Source organism: Iningainema tapete BLCC-T55, from assembly GCF_014698965.1.
Taxonomy (GTDB): domain Bacteria; phylum Cyanobacteriota; class Cyanobacteriia; order Cyanobacteriales; family Nostocaceae; genus Iningainema; species Iningainema tapete.
In genome coordinates this window covers 147,410-172,508 of the sequence record NZ_JACXAE010000072.1, presented here as the reverse complement: position 1 = coordinate 172,508, position 25,099 = coordinate 147,410, and the positions used below count along the sequence as shown (strand labels likewise).

At 40.1% G+C, this 25,099-nt stretch carries 24 protein-coding genes; 13 read left to right on the top strand and 11 right to left on the bottom strand.

The genetic code is table 11. The annotated features are described in order from the left end of the window. Positions 1-26 precede the first annotated feature (26 nt). From def to dhaL, 3 genes are read left to right on the top strand one after another with little or no spacing between them, the layout of a single operon-like run. Positions 27-560 carry a peptide deformylase gene (def, locus tag ICL16_RS21825; protein ID WP_190831959.1) on the top strand — a complete coding sequence of 178 codons (534 nt, stop codon included), beginning with the start codon at positions 27-29 and terminating at the stop codon, positions 558-560. A gap of 1 nt (position 561) precedes the next feature. Further along, positions 562-1,635 (top strand): dihydroxyacetone kinase subunit DhaK, encoded by a 1,074-nt coding sequence (gene dhaK / locus ICL16_RS21820; RefSeq protein WP_190831957.1) that lies wholly within the window; start codon positions 562-564, stop codon positions 1,633-1,635. A 7-nt stretch (positions 1,636-1,642) separates the two neighbouring features. After that, the gene (gene dhaL, locus ICL16_RS21815) at positions 1,643-2,275 is read left to right on the top strand and encodes a dihydroxyacetone kinase subunit DhaL (RefSeq protein ID WP_190831955.1); all 633 of its coding nucleotides are present in this window, start codon (positions 1,643-1,645) and stop codon (positions 2,273-2,275) included. Here dhaL and ICL16_RS21810 read toward each other — a convergent pair whose 3' ends face one another. The 4 genes from ICL16_RS21810 to ICL16_RS21795 all read right to left on the bottom strand — a co-directional run bounded on the left by ICL16_RS21810 (position 2,276) and on the right by ICL16_RS21795 (position 5,521). Further along, a complete protein-coding gene (locus tag ICL16_RS21810) occupies positions 2,276-3,031 on the bottom strand; it encodes a YebC/PmpR family DNA-binding transcriptional regulator (RefSeq protein ID WP_190831953.1) in 756 nt (251 codons plus the stop codon). Positions 3,032-3,129: 98 nt separating this feature from the next. Further along, positions 3,130-3,726, bottom strand: coding sequence for a hypothetical protein (locus ICL16_RS21805; RefSeq protein ID WP_190831951.1), 597 nt, complete (start codon positions 3,724-3,726; stop codon positions 3,130-3,132). Between the two features lie 34 nt (positions 3,727-3,760). Then, positions 3,761-4,786: a glucokinase gene (locus ICL16_RS21800; RefSeq protein WP_190831948.1), complete on the bottom strand. Its 1,026-nt coding sequence runs from the start codon at positions 4,784-4,786 to the stop codon at positions 3,761-3,763. 87 nt (positions 4,787-4,873) lie between these two features. Beyond that, the gene (locus ICL16_RS21795; protein WP_190831946.1) at positions 4,874-5,521 is read right to left on the bottom strand and encodes a histidine phosphatase family protein; all 648 of its coding nucleotides are present in this window, start codon (positions 5,519-5,521) and stop codon (positions 4,874-4,876) included. Positions 5,522-5,839: 318 nt separating this feature from the next. On the opposite strand from ICL16_RS21795, the gene ICL16_RS21790 reads away from it, so the two are divergent. The 3 genes from ICL16_RS21790 (at position 5,840) to ICL16_RS21780 (ending at position 9,278) form a co-directional block, all read left to right on the top strand. After that, on the top strand, positions 5,840-6,883 hold the full coding sequence (locus ICL16_RS21790; RefSeq protein WP_202895652.1) for a methyltransferase: 1,044 nt from the start codon (positions 5,840-5,842) through the stop codon (positions 6,881-6,883). A gap of 175 nt (positions 6,884-7,058) precedes the next feature. Beyond that, positions 7,059-8,030 carry a DMT family transporter gene (locus tag ICL16_RS21785; protein WP_190831943.1) on the top strand — a complete coding sequence of 324 codons (972 nt, stop codon included), beginning with the start codon at positions 7,059-7,061 and terminating at the stop codon, positions 8,028-8,030. Between the two features lie 75 nt (positions 8,031-8,105). Then, on the top strand, positions 8,106-9,278 hold the full coding sequence (locus ICL16_RS21780) for a TauD/TfdA family dioxygenase (RefSeq protein ID WP_190831940.1): 1,173 nt from the start codon (positions 8,106-8,108) through the stop codon (positions 9,276-9,278). A 2-nt stretch (positions 9,279-9,280) separates the two neighbouring features. Here ICL16_RS21780 and ICL16_RS21775 read toward each other — a convergent pair whose 3' ends face one another. Continuing rightward, complete coding sequence (locus ICL16_RS21775) at positions 9,281-10,480, bottom strand: MFS transporter (protein WP_238360893.1); 1,200 nt, start codon at positions 10,478-10,480, stop codon at positions 9,281-9,283. A 182-nt stretch (positions 10,481-10,662) separates the two neighbouring features. Between ICL16_RS21775 and ICL16_RS21770 the strand changes: the two genes are divergently transcribed. Continuing rightward, the gene (locus tag ICL16_RS21770) at positions 10,663-14,076 is read left to right on the top strand and encodes a thioesterase domain-containing protein (protein WP_190831936.1); all 3,414 of its coding nucleotides are present in this window, start codon (positions 10,663-10,665) and stop codon (positions 14,074-14,076) included. 56 nt (positions 14,077-14,132) lie between these two features. On the opposite strand, the gene ICL16_RS21765 is transcribed toward ICL16_RS21770, so the two are convergent. The 5 genes from ICL16_RS21765 to ICL16_RS21745 form a co-directional block, all read right to left on the bottom strand. Continuing rightward, positions 14,133-15,722 carry a glycoside hydrolase family 57 protein gene (locus tag ICL16_RS21765; protein WP_190831933.1) on the bottom strand — a complete coding sequence of 530 codons (1,590 nt, stop codon included), beginning with the start codon at positions 15,720-15,722 and terminating at the stop codon, positions 14,133-14,135. A gap of 167 nt (positions 15,723-15,889) precedes the next feature. Then, positions 15,890-16,321 carry an NUDIX hydrolase gene (locus ICL16_RS21760; protein WP_190831930.1) on the bottom strand — a complete coding sequence of 144 codons (432 nt, stop codon included), beginning with the start codon at positions 16,319-16,321 and terminating at the stop codon, positions 15,890-15,892. Positions 16,322-16,331: 10 nt separating this feature from the next. Further along, on the bottom strand, positions 16,332-16,787 hold the full coding sequence (locus ICL16_RS21755) for a DUF3531 family protein (protein ID WP_190831928.1): 456 nt from the start codon (positions 16,785-16,787) through the stop codon (positions 16,332-16,334). Between the two features lie 27 nt (positions 16,788-16,814). Beyond that, positions 16,815-17,729 carry a Sll0314/Alr1548 family TPR repeat-containing protein gene (locus ICL16_RS21750; RefSeq protein WP_190831925.1) on the bottom strand — a complete coding sequence of 305 codons (915 nt, stop codon included), beginning with the start codon at positions 17,727-17,729 and terminating at the stop codon, positions 16,815-16,817. A 93-nt stretch (positions 17,730-17,822) separates the two neighbouring features. After that, on the bottom strand, positions 17,823-17,996 hold the full coding sequence (locus ICL16_RS21745; RefSeq protein WP_190831923.1) for a hypothetical protein: 174 nt from the start codon (positions 17,994-17,996) through the stop codon (positions 17,823-17,825). Between the two features lie 14 nt (positions 17,997-18,010). On the opposite strand from ICL16_RS21745, the gene ICL16_RS21740 reads away from it, so the two are divergent. From ICL16_RS21740 to ICL16_RS21720, 5 genes are all read left to right on the top strand, one after another. Continuing rightward, positions 18,011-18,697, top strand: coding sequence for an ABC transporter ATP-binding protein (locus ICL16_RS21740; protein ID WP_190831921.1), 687 nt, complete (start codon positions 18,011-18,013; stop codon positions 18,695-18,697). Between the two features lie 59 nt (positions 18,698-18,756). Then, positions 18,757-19,494 carry a phycocyanobilin:ferredoxin oxidoreductase gene (locus tag ICL16_RS21735; protein ID WP_190831919.1) on the top strand — a complete coding sequence of 246 codons (738 nt, stop codon included), beginning with the start codon at positions 18,757-18,759 and terminating at the stop codon, positions 19,492-19,494. A 240-nt stretch (positions 19,495-19,734) separates the two neighbouring features. Further along, positions 19,735-21,150 carry an HlyD family efflux transporter periplasmic adaptor subunit gene (locus ICL16_RS21730; RefSeq protein WP_190831917.1) on the top strand — a complete coding sequence of 472 codons (1,416 nt, stop codon included), beginning with the start codon at positions 19,735-19,737 and terminating at the stop codon, positions 21,148-21,150. A gap of 75 nt (positions 21,151-21,225) precedes the next feature. Next, entirely contained in the window at positions 21,226-22,380 is a 1,155-nt protein-coding gene (devC, locus tag ICL16_RS21725) for an ABC transporter permease DevC (RefSeq protein ID WP_190831915.1), read from the top strand. Positions 22,381-22,474: 94 nt separating this feature from the next. Continuing rightward, complete coding sequence (locus tag ICL16_RS21720; RefSeq protein ID WP_190832657.1) at positions 22,475-23,185, top strand: DevA family ABC transporter ATP-binding protein; 711 nt, start codon at positions 22,475-22,477, stop codon at positions 23,183-23,185. A 93-nt stretch (positions 23,186-23,278) separates the two neighbouring features. Here the strand turns inward: ICL16_RS21720 and ICL16_RS21715 are convergent, their stop codons facing one another. Beyond that, on the bottom strand, positions 23,279-24,094 hold the full coding sequence (locus ICL16_RS21715) for a hypothetical protein (protein WP_190831912.1): 816 nt from the start codon (positions 24,092-24,094) through the stop codon (positions 23,279-23,281). A gap of 176 nt (positions 24,095-24,270) precedes the next feature. Between ICL16_RS21715 and ICL16_RS21710 the strand changes: the two genes are divergently transcribed. Next, complete coding sequence (locus ICL16_RS21710; protein ID WP_190831910.1) at positions 24,271-25,059, top strand: HAD family hydrolase; 789 nt, start codon at positions 24,271-24,273, stop codon at positions 25,057-25,059. The last annotated feature ends 40 nt before the right edge of the window (positions 25,060-25,099 follow it).

Genomic DNA, 25,099 nt, shown 5'->3' with positions numbered 1-25,099 from the left:
ACCAATTAAGTGCTGGAGTGTGTATTATGCCTGAATTATTGCCAATTATTCAATTGGGTAATCCTATACTGCGTCAAAAAGCTTTGATGATTGAGGATATCAAAGATGAGCGTATTCAAATACTAATTGACAATTTAATGACAACGGTAGTTCAGTCAAATGGTGTTGGGATCGCAGCGCCTCAAGTAGGAGAGAAAGATCGTTTATTTATTGTTGCCTCACGTCCTAATCCCAGGTATCCTCACGCCCCAAAAATGGAACCAACGGTGATGATTAATCCTCGTATCATTGCTCATTCTACCGAAATAGTTAAAGGTTGGGAAGGTTGTTTAAGTATTCCAGGGATTAGAGGTTTTGTGCCTAGATTTGCGGCAATTGAAGTAGAATATACAGATCGTCATGGCAAATCTCAAAAGCACGCATTTACCGATTTTGTCGCTCGCATCTTTCAACACGAACACGATCATCTTGATGGTATCGTTTTTCTAGATCGGTTGGAAAGTACTTTAGATATCATTACTGAACAGGAGTACCAAAAACTTATTACCCAGGAGTCTTGATATGAAAAAGCTGATCAACAAGCCTGAAGACTTTATTTATGAAAGTTTACAAGGTATGGCGGCAGCTTATCCTGATCTGATCGCAGTTAATTATCACCCTACTTTTGTTCACCGAACTTATGCACCACTACAAGGAAAGGTAGCAATTATTTCAGGGGGTGGTAGTGGGCATGAACCAATGCACGCTGGATTTGTCGGCATTGGAATGCTTGATGCAGCTTGTCCTGGTGAAGTTTTTACATCTCCTACTCCCGATCAAATGTTGGCAGCGGCTAAGCAGGTAGACGGTGGAGTTGGTATCCTTTATATCGTTAAGAATTATAGCGGTGATGTGATGAACTTTGAAATGGCAACGGAGTTGGCTCGTAGTGAAGGCATCCGGGTGCTAAATATATTAATTGATGACGATGTAGCGGTGAAAGACAGTCTTTATACTCAAGGACGCAGGGGTGTAGGAACGACAGTGTTAGCGGAAAAAATTTGTGGTGCAGCCGCAGAGCAAGGGTATGATTTGCAACGAGTAGCTGATTTGTGTCGGCGGGTAAATCAAAATGGGCGGAGTATGGGGATGGCACTGACTTCTTGTACAGTACCAGCAATTATGACACCTACTTTTGAATTAGGCGTAAGCGAAGTAGAAATGGGAATTGGTATTCATGGTGAACCAGGGCGGGAACGTATCACCATTATATCTGCTGATGAAATTACAGAAATGCTAGTAAATGCTATTGTAGAGGATGCGCCCTACCATCGTACAGTCAGAGAATGGGATGAACACAAAGGTGAATGGGCAGATGTAGAATTGACCGATCCAAGTTTTTCCCAGGGTGACAAAGTTTTAGCTTTTGTAAATAGCATGGGTGGAACTCCCCTGAGCGAACTTTATATCGTGTATCGTCAACTTGCAGAAGTATGTGAAAAGCACGGATTACAGATTGTGCGTAACCTCATTGGTCCTTATATTACTTCTTTGGATATGCAAGGCTGCTCAATTACTTTACTCAAGCTAGATGAAGAAATGCTCCAATTATGGGATGCACCTGTGAAGACACCATGTTTACGTTGGGGAATTTAGATTCTCTATGACAAAAGAACAAATTTTACAATGGTTACAAGCTTTTGCAGTTCAAATAGAACAGAACAAAGATTACTTAACGCATTTAGACGCCGCGATTGGTGATGCCGATCACGGTATTAATATGGAAAGAGGGTTTAAAAAGGCGATCGCTCAATTACCAACTGTTGCTGACAAAGACATCAGTACTATTTTGAAAACCGTCAGCATGACACTAATTTCCTCAGTTGGGGGTGCTAGTGGTCCTCTTTATGGTACTTTTTTTCTCCGCGCTAGTACAGATGTAGCTGGTAAACAGGAATTGACTGAAGAAGATATGCTAGCGATGCTTCAAGCAGGTTTGGATGGTGTAATTCAGCGTGGGAAAGCACAACTGGGCGATAAGACTATGATTGATGTCCTATCGCCTGCTGTCAAAGCTTTCCAACAAGCAGTTGTAGAAAGTAAAGGTATGCTCGAAGCGATGCAACTTACTGTAGTAGCAGCTGAACTAGGGATGAAGGATACTATCCCTATGGTTGCCAAAAAAGGGCGGGCTAGCTACTTGGGCGATCGTAGCATAGGACATCAAGATCCAGGAGCGACTTCATGTTATTTAATGTTAAAGAGTGGGTTAGAAGTGCTGGAAACTAAGCTTTAGCTAAGCCATACTCATAGTCATTAGTTGTTCATTCATGTCAAAGTTGGCGGTGACGTTTTGCACGTCATCCAAGCCTTCTAAAGTATCGATCAATTTGAGTAGCATTCGCGCCATATCAGGCTCGGTAACTTCTATCGAGTTACTAGGAATCCAGCGTAACTCTGCGTCAGTCACTTGAAAACCTTTTTCTTTAAGAGTTTTACTCAGGTTTTCTAAATTTGTGATGGAGGTATATACATCTGCTGTCTCATCGTCAGTCATTTCATAAGACTCGGCATTACCTTCAAGCGATGCTTCTAAAAGCTTTTCTTCATCTACCACACTCTGCACTGTGCAAACACCCTTTTGCTCAAACATCCAGCTAACGCAACCTGTTTCACCGAGATTTCCACCGTTTTTACTAAAGGCAGCACGCAAATCAGCAGCAGTACGGTTACGATTATCTGTAAGAGCTTCAATGAGAATTGCTACACCACCAGGACCATAACCTTCGTAACGAATCTCTTCTACAGTAGCATCTCCGGAGAATGTACCAGATCCTTTGGCGATCGCCCGTTCAATATTATCATTGGGAATACCCGCTGCCTTGGCTTTATCAATTGCGGTACGTAGTTGAAAATTGCCTGCAGGATCTGGTACACCATTTCTTGCTGCTACAATAATCGCCCGAGACAGTTGGGTGAATGTTTTACCCTTTTTTGCATCCACCACCGCCTTCTGACGCTTAATATTTGCCCATTTACTATGTCCTGCCATAATCTAACTAACGAATATAGAAACCTTCAAAAGCTTTATATTAGTCCGTTTCAACGGACTTAAGCTATTAGCCTTGGATTTTAATCCAAGGCCGACAATCATGGTTTGTATACCACATTAAAGGAATTTAAATAACCTGTAATGGTGCGAGAAAGAGTCTTTTGCTGAGTTCGAGTAGTAATAGCCATTACTTGATACAAGCGCCCTTCCGCAAAGTACATCCGGTTTTTAGTAATTTTGCCTATAGAATTTACGTACACAACTTCTCTACCTGGATGCCCATTAGAGCTACGTATGTCACGCTGAGTAACTAAATTACTCCGTGTAGTTTTGAGCGCCATATTTTGGGCATCATTGAGAATTGTACGTGGATTTGCCATTTGACCATAACTATCCGGAAAATCATTAAAAGTAACTACATAGGCTACTTCCTGCTGGGGAGGTTGAGCGACAAACATTTGTAAATCAATTTCTCCCATATAGGTTTTTTGAGTTTGAGTAATCAATTTCGGCATTCCTGGCATTAAAACAGAAAAACGTCCATCTGGGGCTGTGAATACCTTCCAAGGAGGCTGAACTATGGTAGGAGGTTTTTTAGAGTGAGCTAGGCGCTTAGGTTGACGCGCCTCAACACTGACAAATCCACTCAATACCAAAGTAGCTGCCATCAAAGGCAGAAACCTTCTGATTGTCATAGTTACTAATTTTACTTGTACTGCTTGTTAGCTGTTATAACCTAGCAGCACAAACAGCAGCACCGATAATTCCCACCTGTTGATTGAGAATAATGTGTACAGGTATATCTTGTAAGATGCTGCGCATTCTGCCTTTTTGAGAAAAAGTTAATAGGAAAGTCTGATCCTCAATTAAAGGTAATATTTTCGGTGCAATGCCACCAGCAATGTATAAACCACCGTAGGGTAGAAGTTTAAGAGCAAGATTTCCTGCTTCTGCCGCGTATGCTTCGACAAAAAGTTGCATTGTTTGTTCCGAAAGGCGATCGCTTTTTTCCACTGCTGCTTTACCAATTGCCGCACCAGGATCGACACTTTTGTCTTGTTTTCCTGCCTCTTGTTCCCAGCATCTGACTACTGCAGCTATTTCTGGTGATTCAGTGGCTATTTGACGATCGCGTAAAAACTGGTAAATTGCGACAATGCCCAAACCAGAAACTACTCTTTCTACAGACACTCTTTGAATATCGTGTTTATCTAACAAATATTTTAATAGTAAAAATTCTAACTCAGTACGCGGGGCAAAATCAGCGTGTCCGCCTTCGGAAGGAAATACTTGATAATCTTGTCCCTGCTTGATTAAAAATCCTTGCCCTAAACCAGTTCCTGCACCAATAATCGCGATGGGAGCTTCTGGATTGTGTTTACCAGCTTGCAGAGTGTGCAAATCTTGTGGTTCTAAACCCAGAATACCATAGCCAACAGCAGCAAAGTCATTGATTAGAGAAACGTGAGTAATGCCGAGTTGTTCTTGTAGACGCTCACCATCAAGGAACCAAACTAAATTAGTCAACTTAGCGGTATTATTAGCCACAGGACCTGCGATCGCAAAGCAAGCTTTTTGTGGTATCTGTGAATCAACTTTGGCTAAAAACTGCTGTACCATCGGCACTAAATCAAGAAAATCCCCACTCCGAAATCGTTCCTCATAAATAGTGTGTAAAGAGGAATTTCCTGATGTCTCAACCAATCGCAAAATGGTTTTTGTACCGCCGATGTCCCCTGCCAGTAGTAATGTCATAGTGATTTTAGATTTTGAATTTTGGATCGGGAAATTTTACCTGTTAATAGTTAACCATTAACTGATCCCCATTCCCCATGACCAAATTTAATTAAATCGAATCACTTCCTCTATATCGGTTAGATGAGAAGTATCTCCTTTTAGTTCTAGCAACCATTCTGGGTGTTGACGCACAACCTTTACCAAAGAACACAGAGAAGCCTTTACCTCGCCTCTAGCAGTTTCGCCTACTAACCCGATTGCTGCTCCCAGTACAGATGCACCATGTGCCACCATGAGGATATTATTTGGAGAGCATTCAACAGCAAGACATCTAGCCGTTTGCCCCGAACGTTCCTGCATTTTTTGGTAAGTTTCAGGATAGTTAGCGGCAATGCGCGAAGTATAACTAGTGTCAATTCTGGGGAATAATTTTGCCAAAGCACTAGTGGAGAGTTTTTGTGGTTCTTCTGTCATCCAAGCTGGATTGAGCCATTCACTCAAACCTGTTTCCAATTTAATTGACAAATTAAGCACATCCGCCACTGCATTTGCTGTTTGTACTGTACGTAAAAAAGGCGAAGCAAAAATCTCAGTAATATTTTCTCTCTTCAAGCGATTCGCCAGTTGTTTTGCCTGTACAAATCCGTCTTCAGACAGTGGTGGATCGTAGCGTCTTTGTGCAGTTAGAAACCAATCGGGGTTTACGAAGTCGAGGCGATTAGCGTGTCTTGCAATCCAAATGATTTGACTCATGTGATAGTTATATCTATATCTACACCTTGAGAAAAGGCAAATGTGCTTGTAGTACAAGCACAACGTAGCTTATAGACGTAAGATTTCCAAAAATAATATTATAAATGATGGTTCGAGAGGTTTAACAGAAGTTAAGATTATTTTAATACTTTAAGAGGATTTTTCAGAGTATGCGCCTAAAATTAGAGCATTGAGAAAAACGTAGTTGGTAATATTGTTTTCCCATTACCGATTACCCATTGTCTATTCTCGGTTTACAAAGAGATATAGACTAATAAAAAGTAAGTAGTGTAAAATTTTGACGCGGAGAAATAGAATTTGTTAGGAACTACTTCGGCATCTAAGAAGCTAGCTCAGATCATCTATGGGTATTGGCAAAGTCAATGCCTTTATGTAGCAACAAACTTAGGTATACCTAACCTCTTACAGTCAGGACCAATGACTGTAGAAACCATAGCAAAAGAAACCTCTACAAAAGTAGAACCTCTCTACGTTCTTCTCCGTGCTCTAGCTCATTTAGGTGTTTTTCTGGAAAAGCCAGGGCGTGTATTTGCAGCGACAGAACTCTCAGAACACCTAATTACGACGAATACAGAGCCAACACTAGGACATTTCCTAATGCATATTACAGAACCTTGTATGTGGGATGCTTGGAAGGAACTAGGTAATTCCTTGAAAACAGGGGAAGTAGCTTTTGAGCGAGCACATGGCAAGAATTTCTACAACTTTTTTCTGAATGAAAATCCTGATAGTAGAAATATGTTCAACAATGCCATGAGCTTTTTAACGAATCAAGCAATTGATTCAGTGTTTGAGGTCTATGACTTTGGTCAATTTGATACAATTATGGACGTTGGTGGTAATCAAGGTGCACTAATTGCTCATATTGTCAAAAAATTTGGCTGTAAAGGCATGTTGTTCGATCTTCCCCACGAGGTGGAGACAGCTCGTGCTTTCCTGGCAAAACAAGAATTAGATGAAGATGCCGTGCAAATCATTGGTGGTAATGTTTTAGAGGATATACCTAAGGGTGCAGATGCGATTGTGATGAAGTATTTCCTTTCTGTATTTAGTGTGGAAGACGCGCTCAAGGTAATTAGCCGATGCAGAGAAGCTCTTCCGAGAGAAGGTAAGGTGATACTTTTACAAACACTAGTTCCACCTCGTGGTGCACCAGTAGAATACCCAGATGGAACTATCCCAGCTGTTGCTGCAGTTCAAATGATGGTGACAAATCCAGGAGGTTACTGGCGCACTGAACAAGAGTATAAGGAGTTGTTTGATGCTGGTGGCTTTAAACTGGAAAAAGTCATTTATACGGGAAGTAGCTTGACATTGATGGAATTTATTACCCTGACTTAAGCAGAGTGCAAAAAGAAACCAAACTTTACCTCTAAAGCGAGAACTACGGATATGTCTTTTGCTCTACTATAGGACATATCCGCGCATAGTTTAAGCTTTGTGTGATTTTTTTTGCTAAAAATTATGGAAAATTAGCTAAAAAGACATGTACACTCAGTAACATTATGAAAAATTGATGCTCAAGGTTAAACTTAAATTCTCACACGAACAGTTATTGGCAACACCGAATACGGTAGCACTTACTTCATTGGTAGTCAGCTTAGTGGCTCTGTCTTTTTCGCCAATTTTGATCCGTTTAAGTGAAGGCGAACTAGGCCCAAATGCCACGATCTTTAATCGCTTTTGGATCTCTACTGTCGCCTTTGTGCTGTGGAATGGATTTACCGCAGCGCGGAGGCGAGTCTCTAATAGCCAACTCGAAAAACCACAACTCTACACAATCCAGCAAATCTTACTTTTAGTAGGAGTTGGGTTTGTGATGTTTGCTACTCTTGCTCTGTGGGCTTGGTCTTTAGCGCATACCAGTGTTGCTAATTCTACATTAATGCACAATTTGGCTCCACTGTTCACCGTCTTAGCAGGGTGGCTGATATGGGGTAAGCGCTTTGACAGTAAATTTCTTTTCGGTATGTTCATAGCGCTCGCTGGAGCTTGTCTGTTAGCATACTGTGATCTATCATCCCCTGGTGACATACTCCAAGGAGATTTAGCGGCAATACTATCAGCCGTGTTTCTTGGTTTATACCCACTCATTGTCGAACAACTACGAACTCAATTGAGTCCGGTAACTATTATGACTTGGTGTTCGGCGATCGGCACTATCTTGCTTTTGCCAGTGGTGATACTTACTGAAGATCAGCTTTTCCCTCGTTCTTTAACTGAGTGGTTTTACGTAATTTCCCTAGCCTTAATCTGCCAAATACTAGGACTAGGACTTTACGCCTATTCCCTCAACAGGTTATCTTCAGGATTTGTCTCCTTATGCGATTTGTTTGTTCCCGTTCTTAGCACCCAAGAAGCTTGGGTACTCTTTTCAGAACAGCCTAACTGGGCTACCTTTGTCAGTTTTGCCGTGATTCTTTTTGGAGTATATGTAACTTCAACTAGTAAATCTGCTGTCAAGGGAGAAGTTGAATCAATTCAATAGAGAAATGGGAAATTGGCAACTATTAAGGTTAATATTTTATTAATAATGGGTGCATTTTTTACTTTATAGAATCTAATGCGAAATTTGCCAATTTCTCTTTCCTCAGACATAAGATTAAGGTTTTTGCAAGATGACGAGAAAACCTTTCAGACTCATGAAAAAGAACTACCTCTAGTGATTGAACCAGTTAAGGAAAAATCTTTCGCAGCTTTGAAGCTGTTGCTTAGTCAAAGAGGCGACTGGTTCAATCAACAGTTAGATACCTATGGAGCCATTTTGTTACGGAATTTTGCAGTTGAAAGTGCAGCGCAATTTCAAAAAGTTCTAGAGCTATTGAATATTCAACTAGAGTCAGTTTATCACTTTGGCAGCGCTCATCGTGTACGAATAACCGATAAAGTCTTCACTTCTTCAGAAGCTCCACCAGATAAGATTATTGCTCCTCACAATGAACTTAATATGGTACCGATTCGTCCTCGCATACTTGCTTTTTTCTGTCAAGTACAGCCGGACTTATATGGTGAAACTCCCATCATAAATACAGAAAAACTATTTTATGATTTATCTCCCAACTTACAGCACAAAATTGCCAACTTTCCGCAGCGATTTGTGCGGTATGTTCCCAACCATCTATTAAAGTTAGTCTTCGAGGGACTTGCGCAAGACGAAATTACTCAACTTCTGACAAAACAGGGATTTGATTTTAACTGGGAAGAGGATGGCTCTCTAAATTTTGAATGTTCCTATCTTACCTTATTCAGTCACCCAAGAACGACTCGGCTTTGCTTTTGCCTAAGCATTGTTGATTGTTTAGTAAGTAGAGAATGGTATCGAAACATTAGCCAACGCTATTCATTTTGGCAAAAATTATATTACAATTGGCTACCAGCAAAATTGTACAAAGAGTTTCAGCAAAGATTGACAACTGCAGCAACTGTTGTCGATGGTTCGCAAAAACGAACCAGTACCCTGAATTCATATTTTTTAAACGGGGACGGTAAATATACTACGATGACGGCTGCTGAAGCGAAAGAATTGGGAGAAGCTGAATGGAAAAATGCAGTTATATTTAAATGGAACCTTGGCGATATTCTCCTCATCGATAACTTACAAGTCGCTCATAGTAGACTTAATATTAAACTTGAGCGAAAAATACTGACTGCTTTTGGAAATATGTGTAATATTCGCAATATGAAACCAGCAAATGTAGAGACGCGAAATTTCGCGTCTTCTCTACAAGAGTTTTAAAGTCAATTCTCTTGCTCTAATTGAAGTAGAGGAATTAGAAGCCAGCAAAACATTGTAAACACGGCACTGATAATGACAAGAATGTAAACTGGAGTTCCCCAACTATATAAGTAACCTCCTAAAATGGGACCTGGTTGTCTCACTATCTGATACACTGACATTAGTACTGCGTATGTTGCACCTTCTACACCAACAGGACAAGATCTTGCGGCAATTTCTAAGACGCCCAACATGGCTAGCATAGCAAAAAATCCAAAAAATATACTAACTAAGATAGCGCTCTGTGCATTCTGTATAAATAATAAACCAATTGTAGAGACAGCAGTGAACCCAATGGCTAAATTTAGCAGCAAACGTCGGGAAAACCTAAAGGCAAATATGCCAAAAATAAGTGCGCCTAAACCATTAGCTAAAGCTTCCCATGTACCTAAAATACCTATAAATTGAGAGTCAAACTTCAAACTATCCTTGTAGTAATAGACAAGGTAATTTACCAGAGGTGGTACGAGGGTGAACTGAAGGCAAGCAATAAAGCCCATTACAGCAAGAAACTGCCGCGACTTGACTGCTAACCAAATAGATTTTAGATTACTTTTAACTGAAACATTTTTTGGCTGCTTTTTTTCATTAGCAAGTAATAGGAAGGTTGTAACTAAACCAATTAATGGTACAATTGCAGTGAGCAGAAATGCTGTTGATAGATTAGAGTTTTGAGCAATCCAGCCGCCGATGAAATATAGTAAAGCTTGACCAAAACTTAGAGATGTCCATTGAATTGCTTGTAAGCGAGCTGTATTGTTAAAAACCCTGCCTTGAACGAGCATGATTTTATCTGTTAGCACATCGCTAAAAGCTATGAATAAATTGACTAAAATTAGACTGATTGCCAATAAGGAAATTGTGTTAACTTGAAATCCACCTATTCCTAATAAAACAGCAAGTGTCAGCCCATAACAGATAAAAAAGTAGCTTTTGAACTGATAGCCAAATATTGCAACAGCATCTCCAATGATTCCATAAAGTGGTCTAACTAACCAAGGAATGAAAATTAAGCTGCTGAATGATGCTAACTGTGCTGGTGAAAGTTTAAGGCTCTCTTTGAGATAAATAGTCAGCGGAAGACCAAAAAGTCCTGGATTACAACCGTAAGTTTGAATTAAGTAAAACAGGATCATGATGCCAATCAGTTGCTTTATTGTCATCGAATCTTCCTTACTAGTGTTGGACATTAGTTACCGGATTAAATTAAGCTACCATTCATGGTATAGTTAATACCTTTGAGTAGACGCTGTATAATAAACAAGTATGTCCATATTACATAGTTTTTAGTTTTCTCACAACTACAGGACAGTCAGAAACATTACGTAGGAATAGATGATTAAACATGAAAGTATCATTTTCTAGCTCAGAACTGCAAAAATATTGGGAAAAATACTTATCGGGAGAATTACCTGTACTCGAATTACCTACTAGTTCACCTCGATCTGCTATTAAAACTTATAATTGCTCCGCTTATACTTTCGTAATTAATAATAGATTAACTGCGTTAATAAAACAACTGGCAAATAGTGAAAATGTCGGTATTTACCCCCTTTTTTTGGCAGCATTTAAAGTTCTACTTTACCGGTACACAAATGAAAAAGATATTCTTGTTGCTTTACTACTCAATGAGCAAGATAAAACTGAATTGAAAAAAAAAGATAACGTCGTTGTTTCCCGAGATTTGATTTCAGAAAATACTTCATTTAAAAACTTTTTGCATCAAGTTAGTCATACTATTTTAGAAATTAGAGAATATCAAGATTATCCGTTTGCTTTATTGGTAAATAAATTACAGTCAAAGTCTAATTCAAGTTATTCACCTATTTGTCAAGCTTCATTTGCATTCGTCCATGTAAATCGATCCAAGACAGCAACTCAGAAACAACCGCCGAATTGTAGTCAGCCAATTCTATTTGATGGGGGAATACCCCAGGAAAAAGTAGAATTTGATTTAAGCTTGAAAGTCATTGAGGCTGCTGATTCATTCCTGTGTGACTTTAAATACAATAGCAATCTGTTAAATGCAGCAACGATCGCTCAGTTCAGCGCACACTACCAAAATTTACTGGAAAGTATTGTATCAAATCCAGAACAGTCAGTAGCTCAGTTACCATTGTTAAGTGAAAGCGAACGAGAAAAAATACTAGTTGAGTGGAATGCTACTGGGACAGATTTTGATTCAACTACCTGTCTCCACCAATTAATTGAAGCACAAGTAGAACGAACACCAGATGCACTCGCAGTCTCATATGCCGGAGAACAGCTTACCTACCGGGAACTGAATCAGCGTGCAAATCAACTCGCGCACTACTTACAAACACTAGGAGTTAAACCAGAGGTATTAGTTGGCATCTGCATTGAGCGTTCTGTAGAAATGCTAGTAGGACTTTTGGGTATCCTCAAAGCTGGTGCAGCTTACTTACCCTTAGATCCTGGTTATCCACTTGAACGCCTAGAGTTAATCTTATCTGATTCTCAAGTACCAGTATTACTGAGCGATCGCCAAAAATTATTTGCTCATCATGAACACAGGAAAGTAGTATGTTTGCGCACACACCAAGAAAACATTGCTACCCATAGTCAATCCAATCCTGCACCATGTGCAACCGCCGAAAATCTGGCTTATGTTATTTATACCTCCGGCTCAACTGGTAAACCGAAAGGAGTAGAAATTACCCACAGGGCGGTAGTAAATTTCTTACAATCCATGCAGTACAAACCCGGAATCACAGAGTCAGATGTACTTCTGGCAGTAACAACAGTATCATTTGATATTGCTGCCCTAGAGCTATATCTTCCCTTAATCACGGGTGCATCGGTGGTGTTAGCACAGCGAGAAGTAGCTAGTGATGGTAGATTGCTCAAAGAGCTAATTAACACATCAGGTGCTACGGTGATGCAAGCCACGCCAGCTAGTTGGCGGATGTTGCTGGCGGCTGGATGGAGTGGTTCTTCTCAACTAAAAATTCTCTGCGGCGGCGAAGGCTTAACCAATGAGTTGGCAAAGCATTTATTAGCAAAAGGAGCAGAGTTATGGAATTTATATGGACCAACTGAAACTACAATTTGGTCAACTGTGTATAAAGTAGAAGCAGAGAAATTATCTCATGCTTTAGCCCCTATTGGTCGTCCCATAGCCAACACACAAATTTACATATTAGATGAGCATCAACAACCAGTTCCTGTAGGAGTCAAGGGCGAATTGTACATAGGAGGTGTGGGAGTAGCACGCGGTTACCTCAACCGCTCCGAACTAACTGCCCAAAAGTTTATCACTAATCCTTTCTTACGTAATGCCCGTTTTTATAAAACTGGAGACTTAGCTCGTTACTTGGATGATGGTAACATTGAATATATTAGTCGAATAGACAATCAAGTAAAAATCCGAGGTTTTCGGATCGAATTAGGGGAAATAGAAAACACTCTATCTGCGCATCCACAAGTAAGAGAAGCAGTTGTCATTACCAGTGCCGAACAGTCAGAAGAAAAACAAATAGTAGCCTATATCACTACTAATCAGGAACAACCAACCCCAGAAATTCTGCGTGATTTTCTCAAGCAGAAGCTACCAGAATATATGATACCAGTAGCTTTTGTGAGATTAGATGCATTACCATTAACAGACAATGGAAAAGTCAACCGTCGCGCTTTGCCAAAGCCAACAGTTGACAGTTTCAGCCAACAAAATGAATTTGTCCCACCACGCAATGATACTGAACGAAAACTGGCAAAAATCTGGTCAGAGATTTTAAACATTCAGCCAATAGGTGTTAAAGATAACTTCTTTGTTATCGGTGGTAATTCTCTTTCTGCAATCTACTTAATAGCTGCAATTCGGCAGCAATTTGGTAAAGAATTACCCTTATCAGCAGTCCTCACCAATCCCACAATCGAAGAGTTTGCTTTCCTAATTGACGCTACAGATACTTTTGATCACTCTCCCTTGATTCCAATTCAACCAAAAGGTAACAAACCTCCGATTTTCTGCGTACATCCTGCAGGCGGTAATGTCATGTGCTACTTCAAATTAGCACAATATCTAGGTGGCGACCAACCGTTTTATGGCTTACAAGCGCAAGGATTTTATGAAGAAGAACCTTTAACGCGAGTCGAGGATATGGCTAGCCTGTATATCCAAGCAATTCAGAAGTTTCAGCCGAATGGTCCTTATCAAATTGGTGGTTGGTCATTTGGAGGAGTTGTGGCGTATGAAATGGCACAGCAGTTACGCAAACAAGGATATGAAGTATCTTTGTTAGCAATACTAGATTCCTATGTGCCAATTCTCTTGGATAAAAACAAGAAAATTGACGCTCCTTATTTGGTTGGCGCTCTTTCTCGATATTTTGGCGGAATGTTAGGTCAAGATAATTTGGTAACTTATGATGAAATGAAACACTTGAGTGCTAACGAACAAATCAACTACATCCTTGACAAGGCAGAAGAAGTCAAGATATTGCCACCATCAAATCAAAGCCAACAAAACCGACGCATTCTGGATGTGTTAGTTGGAACCATCAAAGCAACTTATTCTTATGTGAGACAGCCATATCCAGGAAAAGTCACCGTATTTAGAGCTAGAGAAAAGCACATCATGGCGAATGATCCAACTCTCGTCTGGGTGGAATTTTTCTCTATTCTGGATGCAGAAGATATCAAAATTATTGATGTTCCGGGTAATCATTACACATTCATCTTGGAACCTCATCTACAAGTCGTAGCAGAACGCTTGAAATCATGTTTGGCGCAATTTTAGTAACGCATATTTCTGAGCGCTGATAAACGGCGCTCAGACATCTTTACTTTAGCTAACTACAAAGAGCGATACACGCGATAGTTGATATTCGGGAAGATATTATCCATTGACTCAACTTTCTCTAACCAACCACTATCAACTTTGCCGATTTTAACATCTTCGTAGAGCTTGTTAAAACGCATGAGGTGCGATCGCGTCCTTCTTACCGCATAAGGTACCATTGTACCTGTGCGCATAATAAACGCCCAGTCAGAAGATTGTGCTAGAAGCAATTCCCGCGCTGCTTGGTTAAGCGCTTTCCATTCCAACTCATCTGCTGCTTCTGTGCTTGCTAATTCAATCATCCGTTCTGCTGCTTTATGCAAATGTGGGTAAATCCACGCATTTGTTTCATTTAACCAGTACTCGTGAAATCCTTTGTAACCCCAACTAGATTGAGAAGGACGACATACTTGCTGAGTTGGTTCTGCACGTAGATAATCAGCCAAGTGAGTCATTTGATAAGTTTTTTGATCATACCATGACTTGCGGAACAAATAATCGATGAACCACGGACCTTCATACCACCAATGTCCAAACAACTCAGCATCATAAGGAGAAACAATAATTGGTGGTCTGTGCATTATACCATACAGATGCCCTGCTTGTTGCTCTCGATTATACATGAAATTGGCAGCGTGTTCGGCTGCTTTTTCCCTTGCCCAGTAGGGGTCATAGAGTGCCTTATCTCCCAGTCCTAAACCGCGTCCTGTAATTTTATGATACTTAATCCCCGTATTTTTACGTTGCCCATTCGGCATAATGAAGGGCTTGATATATTCATATTCTGCTTCCCAACCCAAGTCTTTGTAAAACTCGCGGTATTCTGGTGCACCAGGATATCCTACCTCAGAAGACCAAACTTGTTGAGAAGATTCATGATCGCGACCAAAAGCCGCGACACCAGTTTCTGTAAAAATAGGAGCATAAGTACCAAAACGGGGACGGGGACGGGCATAAAGAATACCATGTCCATCGGTAAGAAAGTAACGTAAACCTGAATCGGCTAACATTCGCTCCACACCTTCATAGTAAGCGCATTCCGGTAGCCAAATACCTCTAGGTGGTATTCCAAATACTTCTTCATAGTGTTCACAAGCTACTTTAATTTGCGCCCACACTGCTTGGGGATACATTTTCATTAAAGGCAAGTAGCCGTGAGTAGCACCGCATGTTATAATTTCTAGATTATTCGTATCTTGGAACTGCTTAAAAGCCGTTACTAAGTCACCGTTATATCTTTCCCAAACTTCTCGGATCGCCTTGAACTCGCTGATATAAAACTCAGCTAAATAGCGGATATGACCATTATGGGCATTATGCTCAGCCTCCAGTTCTACAAGTTCTTCTAACTTAGCTAAGTGTTCGTCATAGCGTTCTTGTAACAAAGGATCGCGGAGCATCGTTACCAAAGGTGGCGTCATGCTCATAGTGAGTTTAAAGTCAACACCATCTCGCTTTAAACCTTCAAATACTCGCAGTAAAGGAATATAAGTTTCTGTAATGGCTTCATAGAGCCATTCTTCTTCTAACACATAGTCACTTTCCGGGTGACGTACAAAGGGCAAATGTGCATGAAGTACAAGCGCAACGTAGCCTATAGCCATAATGTTTCCTGGGTGGTACGTGTGTATTGAAGGTCGAGTAATTTGGCAGAAGTTAAGATTATTTTAAGACTTTTTGACATAATCCCAAACTCACTGCCTGTACTCGTGATAGGGCGTGCGTGCGATGGTGGGGTGGGCGATGGTGGGGCGTGCGATGGTGGGGTGTGCTATGACAAATAATCAAAAAACTGCTCTGGTACTAGGCGCAATTCTCCTGATTTAAAGCGGTTAACTTCTACCCACAGTGCTGTTTTTTGTCTCTCACCTTCGTTAAACACAATTTTTTCTAGTTGATAAAACTTTGGCTCGGCAAAGTCGCACTTGTATAATTGGATAATTTCGTGACCTGGTTGACCGTTGAAAGTGAAAATATTTTCTATACAGCCCAAATAGTGAATATTTGTTAATTCTGCTTGAATTTCTTCTTGGAATTCTCGTTTGAGAGCGGTAACACTTGTTTCACCAAAGTCTACACCACCGCCCATAGCACGGTAAAAAGTTTGCTGCTTAACTGGATCGTAGCCTTCTGAGATGAAGATACGTTCGCCATCTTGAATCAATCCCAAGACAAGAACACGAATTTCCCCTGGTTTGTGCATGGTGGTTGCTCTAGTTATCGTCGTATATAAACGAAGGACGGCTCTCACTATCCTCTACGGGCCAATCTTCATTTTCGCCGCCGATGTACAATTGCTCAATAGTCACATATTCTTGACTAAGTTGTTTGAGGGCGTTAATTAAAATATCTAGAGCGATCGCATCAGAAGTTCCCAAGTCAAACCAGCATCGCCCCCATGTTCTCTCATACTCAAACGCCCCCATATTGTGCATCAGCGCCAATAGGCTCTTATCATAACCTTCTGAATCGTAATTCATGTAACTCAGATCCAATCCCGTTTCTTGTACCTGGAGGTTTTCCGCATTAAATGCACCCAACTTACCCAGATAAAACCAGGAATTGAAAACTTCTTCCACATACTGCTTTTCGCGCTCTGAAGGAATTGTGCTGAACTTCAGCCAAATCCACACATCAAAAGCATTAAACTCACGGAATTGTACCTGCATTCGGGTCAATCATTAAAATTACACTTTTTAATTATTAACTGCATTGCGCCTTTCTCGCTCAATTTGTTTGACCAAATCTGCTGGTAGTTGAGATTTCTTCGCTAATGCTGTATCAAAGTTACTCAGCGCTTCCTGCATGAGCTGCTGATTTTTCTCTTTTTTTGCTTGTTCTTTGAGGATCTGGGCTTTAAGATAATACAATTCTGGATTATTGCTAGTTATCTTTATGGCACGATTAGCATACTCCAATGCCTGAGCGTACTGTTTTAAATCTCGGTACGCCAGAGCTAGACCTCTATCTACTAGATATCTAGGTGCAGCATTTTTGTCCAACCGTTCAATTGCTTGATCGGCATTAGCAAAAGGCAGGTTAACGGCAATCATCAAATCCATATAACCTTTGATTAAGTTCAGTTCTGGGTCTTTTGCGGAAACAGCTTCGGCTCGATCTAAATGTTGGTATACTAGATTCAACCGATTTAGAGCTTGGGGCGCACCGCTAAGTGTACCCTCGCGCTGAAGGATTAATGCTCCTGCTAAAAAATGACCTACAGCAGTATACAAATTACCACGCAATGGATCTTTGGGAATTAGCTTTTCTGCTGTTTCTAAGGTTTTCTTACTGTAGGTTTCTAGTGTACTCCAATCCTTATTTGTATAAGCCATAGAAGCCTTCATGGCATTGGCTAAAGGTTCATTTGGTTCCGTCGATAGTGCTTGTTGCAAATAGCGGTCTGCCGTTTGATAGTCACCCTGAGAGAAAATAGCTTTGAATGCTGCTTCTGTTTGGTCGCCAATTTTACGCGCTTCGTTGGTACGGAAAGGATCTGCCCCTAGAGAAGGACTCACCCACACATTAAATGCAATTGCTGCTGTCAATGCTACCTTAGAGAGGTTAGCAATTGCAGAGACTATTGGTGGCAGTGCAAACTGATTTACCATTTTTCCTTCAGAATAATTACGGTTGTATATGTTTAATTTAGTACGTAAAATATATGTATTGCTGCAAAAATCGCATAAGCGTAAAATTAAAATTTACACAGATCGACGACCGTATTTTTTCCAAGTTCCCACACCCTGTGTGGCGATCGCTTCCATGATAATGCCACAATTGTGGATTTTTGGAGCAATGAACGTAGGCAAATCATTAATGATTCGGAACTTTGCTATTAATGGCAGTGTATTTATAGGTAAGTGGCTGACTTTCACAGTAAAATTAACAAATGCTCTATCTTAGAAATCTAACGTATCACCCTACGGCTTGCCCAACCGCGATTCTCAAATCAATTAACCTGGAATTAACACCACAAAAGCTAGGTCTAATTATCGGACCAAGTGGTTCAGGTAAGAGTACGTTACTAGAAATATTGTCTGGATTAGCAGAACCCACATCTGGTTCTGTGTATTGGCGCGAACAACCACTCATCGCCGAACAGTTGCAACAATTAGCAGGGTTGGTGTTTCAGTTTCCGGAACGCCATTTTTGTGGTAGTACTGTTTTAGAAGAATTGCGCTTGGGACATCCAGAGTTAGGCACAGAGCAAGTTAAAAAAGCTTTGGGTGAAGTGGGATTAGAACATCTATCGTTCAGTACTCCTCCTCATGCTTTAAGCGGGGGTCAGCAGCGACGCTTAGCTTTGGCAGTACAATTAATTCGTCAGCCCAATGTACTGTTGTTAGATGAACCAACAGCCGGATTGGATTGGTCAATGCGTCAACAACTGGTAAATTTACTGGCAAAATTGAAACAAGATTGGACACTGTTGGTTGTCACTCACGATGCTGGAGATTTACTAGCGATCGCTGATTTTTGCTGGACTATCAACAGGGGTGAACTAACATCAGTAGATCCGATGTCATTGAATACCAATGTGGAGACGCCCCACCGGGGCGTCTCTACAATATTTTGATGCGTGGCATGGTGGGCAGTTGTAAACTAAAAACTAGTAAATCTTCCCCACTTCTAGATATGTCACTAACTTCTACCTCTTCACTACGACAACAGCAACATTCCCTAATTCGTCAACTAGCTGATTGTATTGAAGCAGTTTGGCATAAGCATTTAGACTTATCGCCCTACCACTTGCCTGCGGAACTGGGGTATGTGGAAGGTAGATTAGAAGGTGAGAAACTAACGATTGAGAACCGTTGCTATCAAACACCCCAGTTCCGCAAAATGCATCTAGAACTGGCAAAAGTCGGTCAAATGCTCGATATTTTACACTGCGTTATGTTTCCCCGTCCAGAGTATGATTTACCAATGTTTGGTTGTGATTTAGTTGGGGGAAGAGGACAAATTAGTGCGGCGATCGCTGATCTTTCGACCGTTAGAGCTAATCATAGTTTACCAGAAACGTATACTTTGCAACTGTTAAAATTAGAAAAACTCAATTTTTCTCAACCGCGTGAATTACCAGAATGGGGAAATATATTTTCGGAATTTTGCATATTCATTCGTCCGGCTCATCAAGAAGAAGAAATGTTATTTCTGGAACGAGTAAGAGATTTTTTAGAAATTCATTGTAGTATAGCAGTCAACTCTCAACCAGTATCACCGGAGACAGCTAAACAAATTCTTGCCGGACAACAAAACTATTGTATCAACCAGCAACAAAACGATAAAACTCGTCGCGTTCTCGAAAAAGCCTTTGGTTCTGATTGGGCAGAAAATTATATGACTACAGTTTTGTTCGATTTGCCTAATTAATAATTTCTTAATTAATCTACACTGAGCAGGGAAAAGGTAAAAGAAATTTTGGTGTTTTTACTTTTGCTCTTTCCCTGTTTCATCTCTTCAACTGTAGGCTCTGTTACGTTTTCCTAAAACTTATAAAGCTAGAATTCATTTAGCAAAAATAAAATTGAGTCACACAACCGCAGTAGGCAAAAAAGCTGATTTGTCTTTGTGGGTATAAGACAATAAATTTAGACAAATAGGCAAATTAATATGTCAAGGGTGAGCGAACAGGTAAGGTCAACAGAGCAAGCACTTGAGAAACCCAATATATGGTGGGTAGTGCCTATTTTACCATTAGTAATTACTGCTGGGATACTAGCTCGTGCCAAAATTGAGCAGATTCAACAAGTACCAGCACCTGTAAGTAGTGCGCCAATGGCAAACACTATAAATGCTGTGGGGCGTTTGGAGCCGCGAGGAGAAGTAATTAAACTATCAGCGCCAACTTCTGGGTTGCAAATGTCATCACGAGTTGAAGAAATTGTTGTCAAGGAGGGAGAGAGAGTACAAAAAGGTCAAATAATAGCAATTTTAGATAATTTTACTAGTAATCAAGCTGTAGTTGACGAAGCAAAAGCTAAACTGGAAGAGTCTCGTGGTAATTTGGCAAATGTCAAAGTTGGCTCACCAAGAAATATTCAGGCTCAACAAGCAGTGATTGCAAGGCTAGAGGCGCAGTTGCGTGCAGAGAGGGATGCAACTTTGGCGACAATTGCGCGTTTGCAGGCACAGTTACAAGGGGAAACACTTGCCCAAAAAGCAACGGTTAATCGCTTGCAAGCGGAACTCAGTGGGCAGCAAAATACTTTAAGAGCTGCAATCGCACGAGTAAGAGCAGAAGCGAACAATGCCCGAGTCGATGCTCGACGCTATCAAGACTTATATGCGAATGGTGCTATTTCCCAGCAGGAGCGCGACAGAAGACAGCTAAGTGCGGAAACTAGTACTCAACAATTGTTGGAAGCGAGAGCGAATCGAACCCAGGCGATTGCAAGTGTACAACAACAACTGGCTGAAGCTAGAGCTAATCAGGTAAAAACTATTACCACTGTGCAACAACAAATTGTTGAAGCTAAAGCTAATCAGCTTAAAGTTATTACAACTTTACAAAAACAAATTGATGAAGAAAGAGCTAAACTGAGAAGACTTCAAGAAGTACGTCCGAGCGATTTGCAAATTGCCTCTGCTCAAGTTAGTAATGCGATCGCACTAATGAGAAAAGCTCAAGCTCAACTAAAATTGAGCTATGTTAAAGCACCTATTGCAGGCGAAATTTTAAAAGTTTATACCAAATCAGGAGAAAGTATTAGTCCAAATGGGATTGCGGAAATTGGACGAACCGATCAAATGGTTGTTATCGCTGAAGTTCCAGAAGATAGTATAAGTCAAGTACGTCTTGGACAACAAGCTACAATCACTAGTGATAATGGAGCTTTTAGCGGCACAATACAAGGAACTGTCTTTGAGATTGGCAGAAAAATTGGTAAAAAAGATGTATTGAATACCGATCCAGCAGCAGATATTGATGCCAGAGTAGTTGAAGTAAAAATAGCACTTCCTGCACAAGATAGCCAAAAAGTTTCTGGCTTAACTTACGCTAAGGTTGCTGTAGAAATTAATATTTAAATTTAATTGTTAATTGTTGATTGTTACTATTATCCATTAACAATCAACACTTTTATTTACTTGGAGACATTAAACATGATGGGCAAAATACCTCTAGCGTGGCTACAATTGAAGCGAGAAAGAACTCGCCTAGCTGTAGCATTGGCTGGAATTGCCTTTGCTGATATTCTCATGTTTATGCAGCTTGGTTTCCAGGATTCTCTGTATTTTAGTAACGTTAGATTGCATAGTAGTTTAAATGCGGATATTGTTCTAATTAACCATCAATCTAATGCTTTATTAACAATGAAAAGCTTTTCGCAACGACGGTTATATAGAGCTTTAGATTTACCTGCTGTGCAATCAGTAAATTATTTATATGTAGATTATACTATATGGAAAAACCCTTTAACAGGACGCCCTCGTAATATTTTAGTAATTGGCATAAATCCAGAATATAATCCATTAAACTTACCAGGACTTCAAGAGAACTTAGATAAAATTAAACTACCTGATGTTATTTTATATGACCGTTCTTCGCGAAAAGAGTATGGTCCAATTGTTACTTTGTTTGAGCAAGGAAAACCTGTAACAACAGAAGTAAGACAAAGACGAATTAAGGTGGGAGGACTATTTACATTAGGTACATCCTTTGGGGCAGATGGTAATTTGATTACAAGTGATATCAACTTTGTACGTATCTTTCCTCTCCGCCAACTAGGATTAATTGATATTGGACTAATTCGCTTAAAACCAGGAGCAGATGCTAATATTGCTGCACAAAACTTACGCAAATATTTATCTCAGGATGTTCGAGTATTTACTAAAGAAGAATTTATTGAGTTTGAAAGAAATTTTTGGGCTAGTAGTACAGCGATCGGTTTTATTTTCACCTTGGGAACAATCATGGGTTTTATTGTCGGAACAGTGATTGTTTATCAAATACTTTATACTGAAGTAGCCGACCATTTAGCTGAATATGCAACTTTAAAAGCAATAGGATATACCCATAACTATTTATTAGTAGTTGTTTTACAAGAAGCTTTAATTTTAGCATTTTTAGGATATCTCCCAGGAATAGCTGTGACTATGTTTTTGTATCAAAAGGCAAGAGAAGCTACTCTTTTACCAATAATGATGAGTTTTGACCGTACTGTACTAGTACTAATATTGACGATTATAATGTGTTTTATCTCTGGTGTAATAGCTGTGCGGAAGTTACAGTCTGCCGATCCAGCAGATATATTTTGAATTACTAATTATAAATCCTATTGGGCGGACGCCCCACCGATATAGTACAGACGCCCCGGCGGGGCGTCTCTACCCCATTACCATGAATACAATTATGATGAACGAACCTATAATTTCTATTAAACATCTCAATCACTATTACGGTAAAGGCTCATTGAAAAGACAAATACTATTTGATATTAATTTGGATATTTATCCAGGGGAAATTGTAATTATGACTGGACCATCAGGTTCAGGTAAAACAACTTTACTTAGTTTGATAGGTGGTTTAAGATCTGTACAAGAGGGAAGTTTAAAGTTTGCAGGTAAAGAATTATATAGAGCTAGCCAAACAAAATTGGTAAACATCAGACGTAAGATTGGTTATATTTTCCAAGCTCACAATTTGTTGGAGTTTTTAACTGCTAGACAAAATGTACAAATGGCAGTGGAGCTGAAAGATCATATTTCTCCACAACAGGCGATCGCAAGAGCGGAAGCTATGCTGAGGGCAGTTAATTTAGGTGATAGAATTAATTACTATCCAGAGAATCTTTCTGGTGGACAAAAACAAAGGATAGCGATCGCAAGAGCCTTGGTAAATCAGCCGTCACTAGTACTAGCAGACGAACCTACAGCAGCTTTGGACAAACAATCAGGACGTGATGTTGTAGAATTAATGCAGCGCCTTGCCAAAGAACAAGGAACTTCTATATTGTTGGTGACTCATGATAACCGCATTTTAGACATAGCCGATCGCATTGTGGACATGGAAGATGGTATTTTAGCCCGTGACTCTCAAACAGCAGTTATGAATCATGAGTAAAAAATAATTAATCATTAAGTAGATATTATGATAGATGACCCTGACTCCTGTACAGACGCGATTAATCGCGTCTCTACGATTCCTGATTCATAATTATTTTTTAGTTGAACGTAAATTTTTCTCTTCAAGTTGCTTATGTGTACCACCATTTGGTTGACGACTAGTGCGGAAAGTCACATTCACACCTTCATTCGATTGTTCTAATACAAGCAGAGGAGTAGGCTTAGCCTTTTGATCCCAATGCATGTATGCAACTCTACCTTGAATTGTTGGTTGCCAAGTATCGTCACCTTCGACAGGGCTAAGGTAAGTTTCAATACAGTCAATAATTTGGCTAATAGTTACAGAAGTCGCTTGTGTTGGTAACTTCATTAATCGAATTTGAATCCGAAATAACACTCGCTTGCTAATATTTGGCGGAGTACCAGTTTCATATTCGACATCAAACATTTCATCTACCTGCCTGCCAGTATTACTAGCAATGCCTACAGCACCATGTTGAGCTTGATTTGGACGCAGTGCTTGAGAAATTTTATCTTTTACTTGAATTTTTAATTGATTAATGATGGCAAAATGGAACACCTCTTCTGACATACGCATACGTAGATAATCCAGATTAAACTCCCGTGAGTTAATCAAATCTGGGTTAGTTTCCATTTTGCGAATTGTTTCCAAAGCCAATTTAAACTTTTTATCTAATTCTTTTGTCCGAAATTGCTCAAACTTGATTTTTTTCTCCAACTTTCTTATCTGGTATTTACCAAACGCAATTAAAGCAACCACCGTTAAAGCCAATCCGAAAGAAGTCACCATCAACAAAGGAGGTATTTGAGGTTCGCTTGCTGGTATTTGCTGTGATACCTTGATACTCTTTGACTTTGGCGATTGGGCAATTAACGATGTTTGCACCCCCCAACCCCCCTTTTCAAGGGGGGCAAGCAGGGGGGTGTGTTGTAAAGATAAATGATGTTGATTTGACATAGTAAGCAAATAAAAAATTTTACTCCTAATGCTTAGGATGCCCAAATCTGGAGTGTCATATTGCTGTATAATCAATATTTTTTATAACTATTTTCAAACCGCATATGTACGGATATCAACCCCTGTCTTCTGTTTCATCTACTAATTGCTTTAGCAATATTTGTTTGGTTGCCACGGATATGGATGGCACTTTGACTACAAAAGGAAAATTTACTTCTACCTTGCTACAAGCTTTGGAAGATTTAGCAGTCGCTGGCATCAAAGTGCTAATTGTTACTGGACGTTCTGCTGGATGGGTAAGTGGAATAGTGAGTTACTTGCCCGTGGTGGGCGCAATGGCAGAAAATGGCGGTTTGTTTTATCCATCGGGAAGTGATTCACCAGTAGCGTTAACTTCCATTCCCGACTTAATAATTCATCGTCAACAGTTGGCGGCAGCTTTTGGGCAATTACAAACCCAATTTCCCCAAATCCAGGAATCTACTGATAATCGCTTTCGGCTAACTGACTGGACATTTGATGTATATTCTTTAAGTACAAATGAACTACAAACCCTAGCTCATCTTTGCCAACAAATGGGATGGGGGTTCACCTACAGCAATGTGCAGTGTCACATCAAACCCAAGGGACAAGATAAAGCTACTGGGTTGTTGCAGGTGTTGCGGGAATATTTTCCCCAGTACACAACAGAACAAGTTGTGACAGTTGGTGATAGTCCTAATGATGAAAGTTTATTTGATCGGCGTTGTTTTCCTATATCTGTGGGTGTGGCAAACGTGCGAGATTATGCCAACCAGTTGCAGCATCAACCTGCTTACATTACCACAGCTGCTGAGGGGGAAGGATTTTTTGAGTTGGCGAGATTTATACTCAAGTCGATTGTAGCAACTTAGCGTCGTATGCGTGTAGGCGATCGCTCATAACTACTTGACT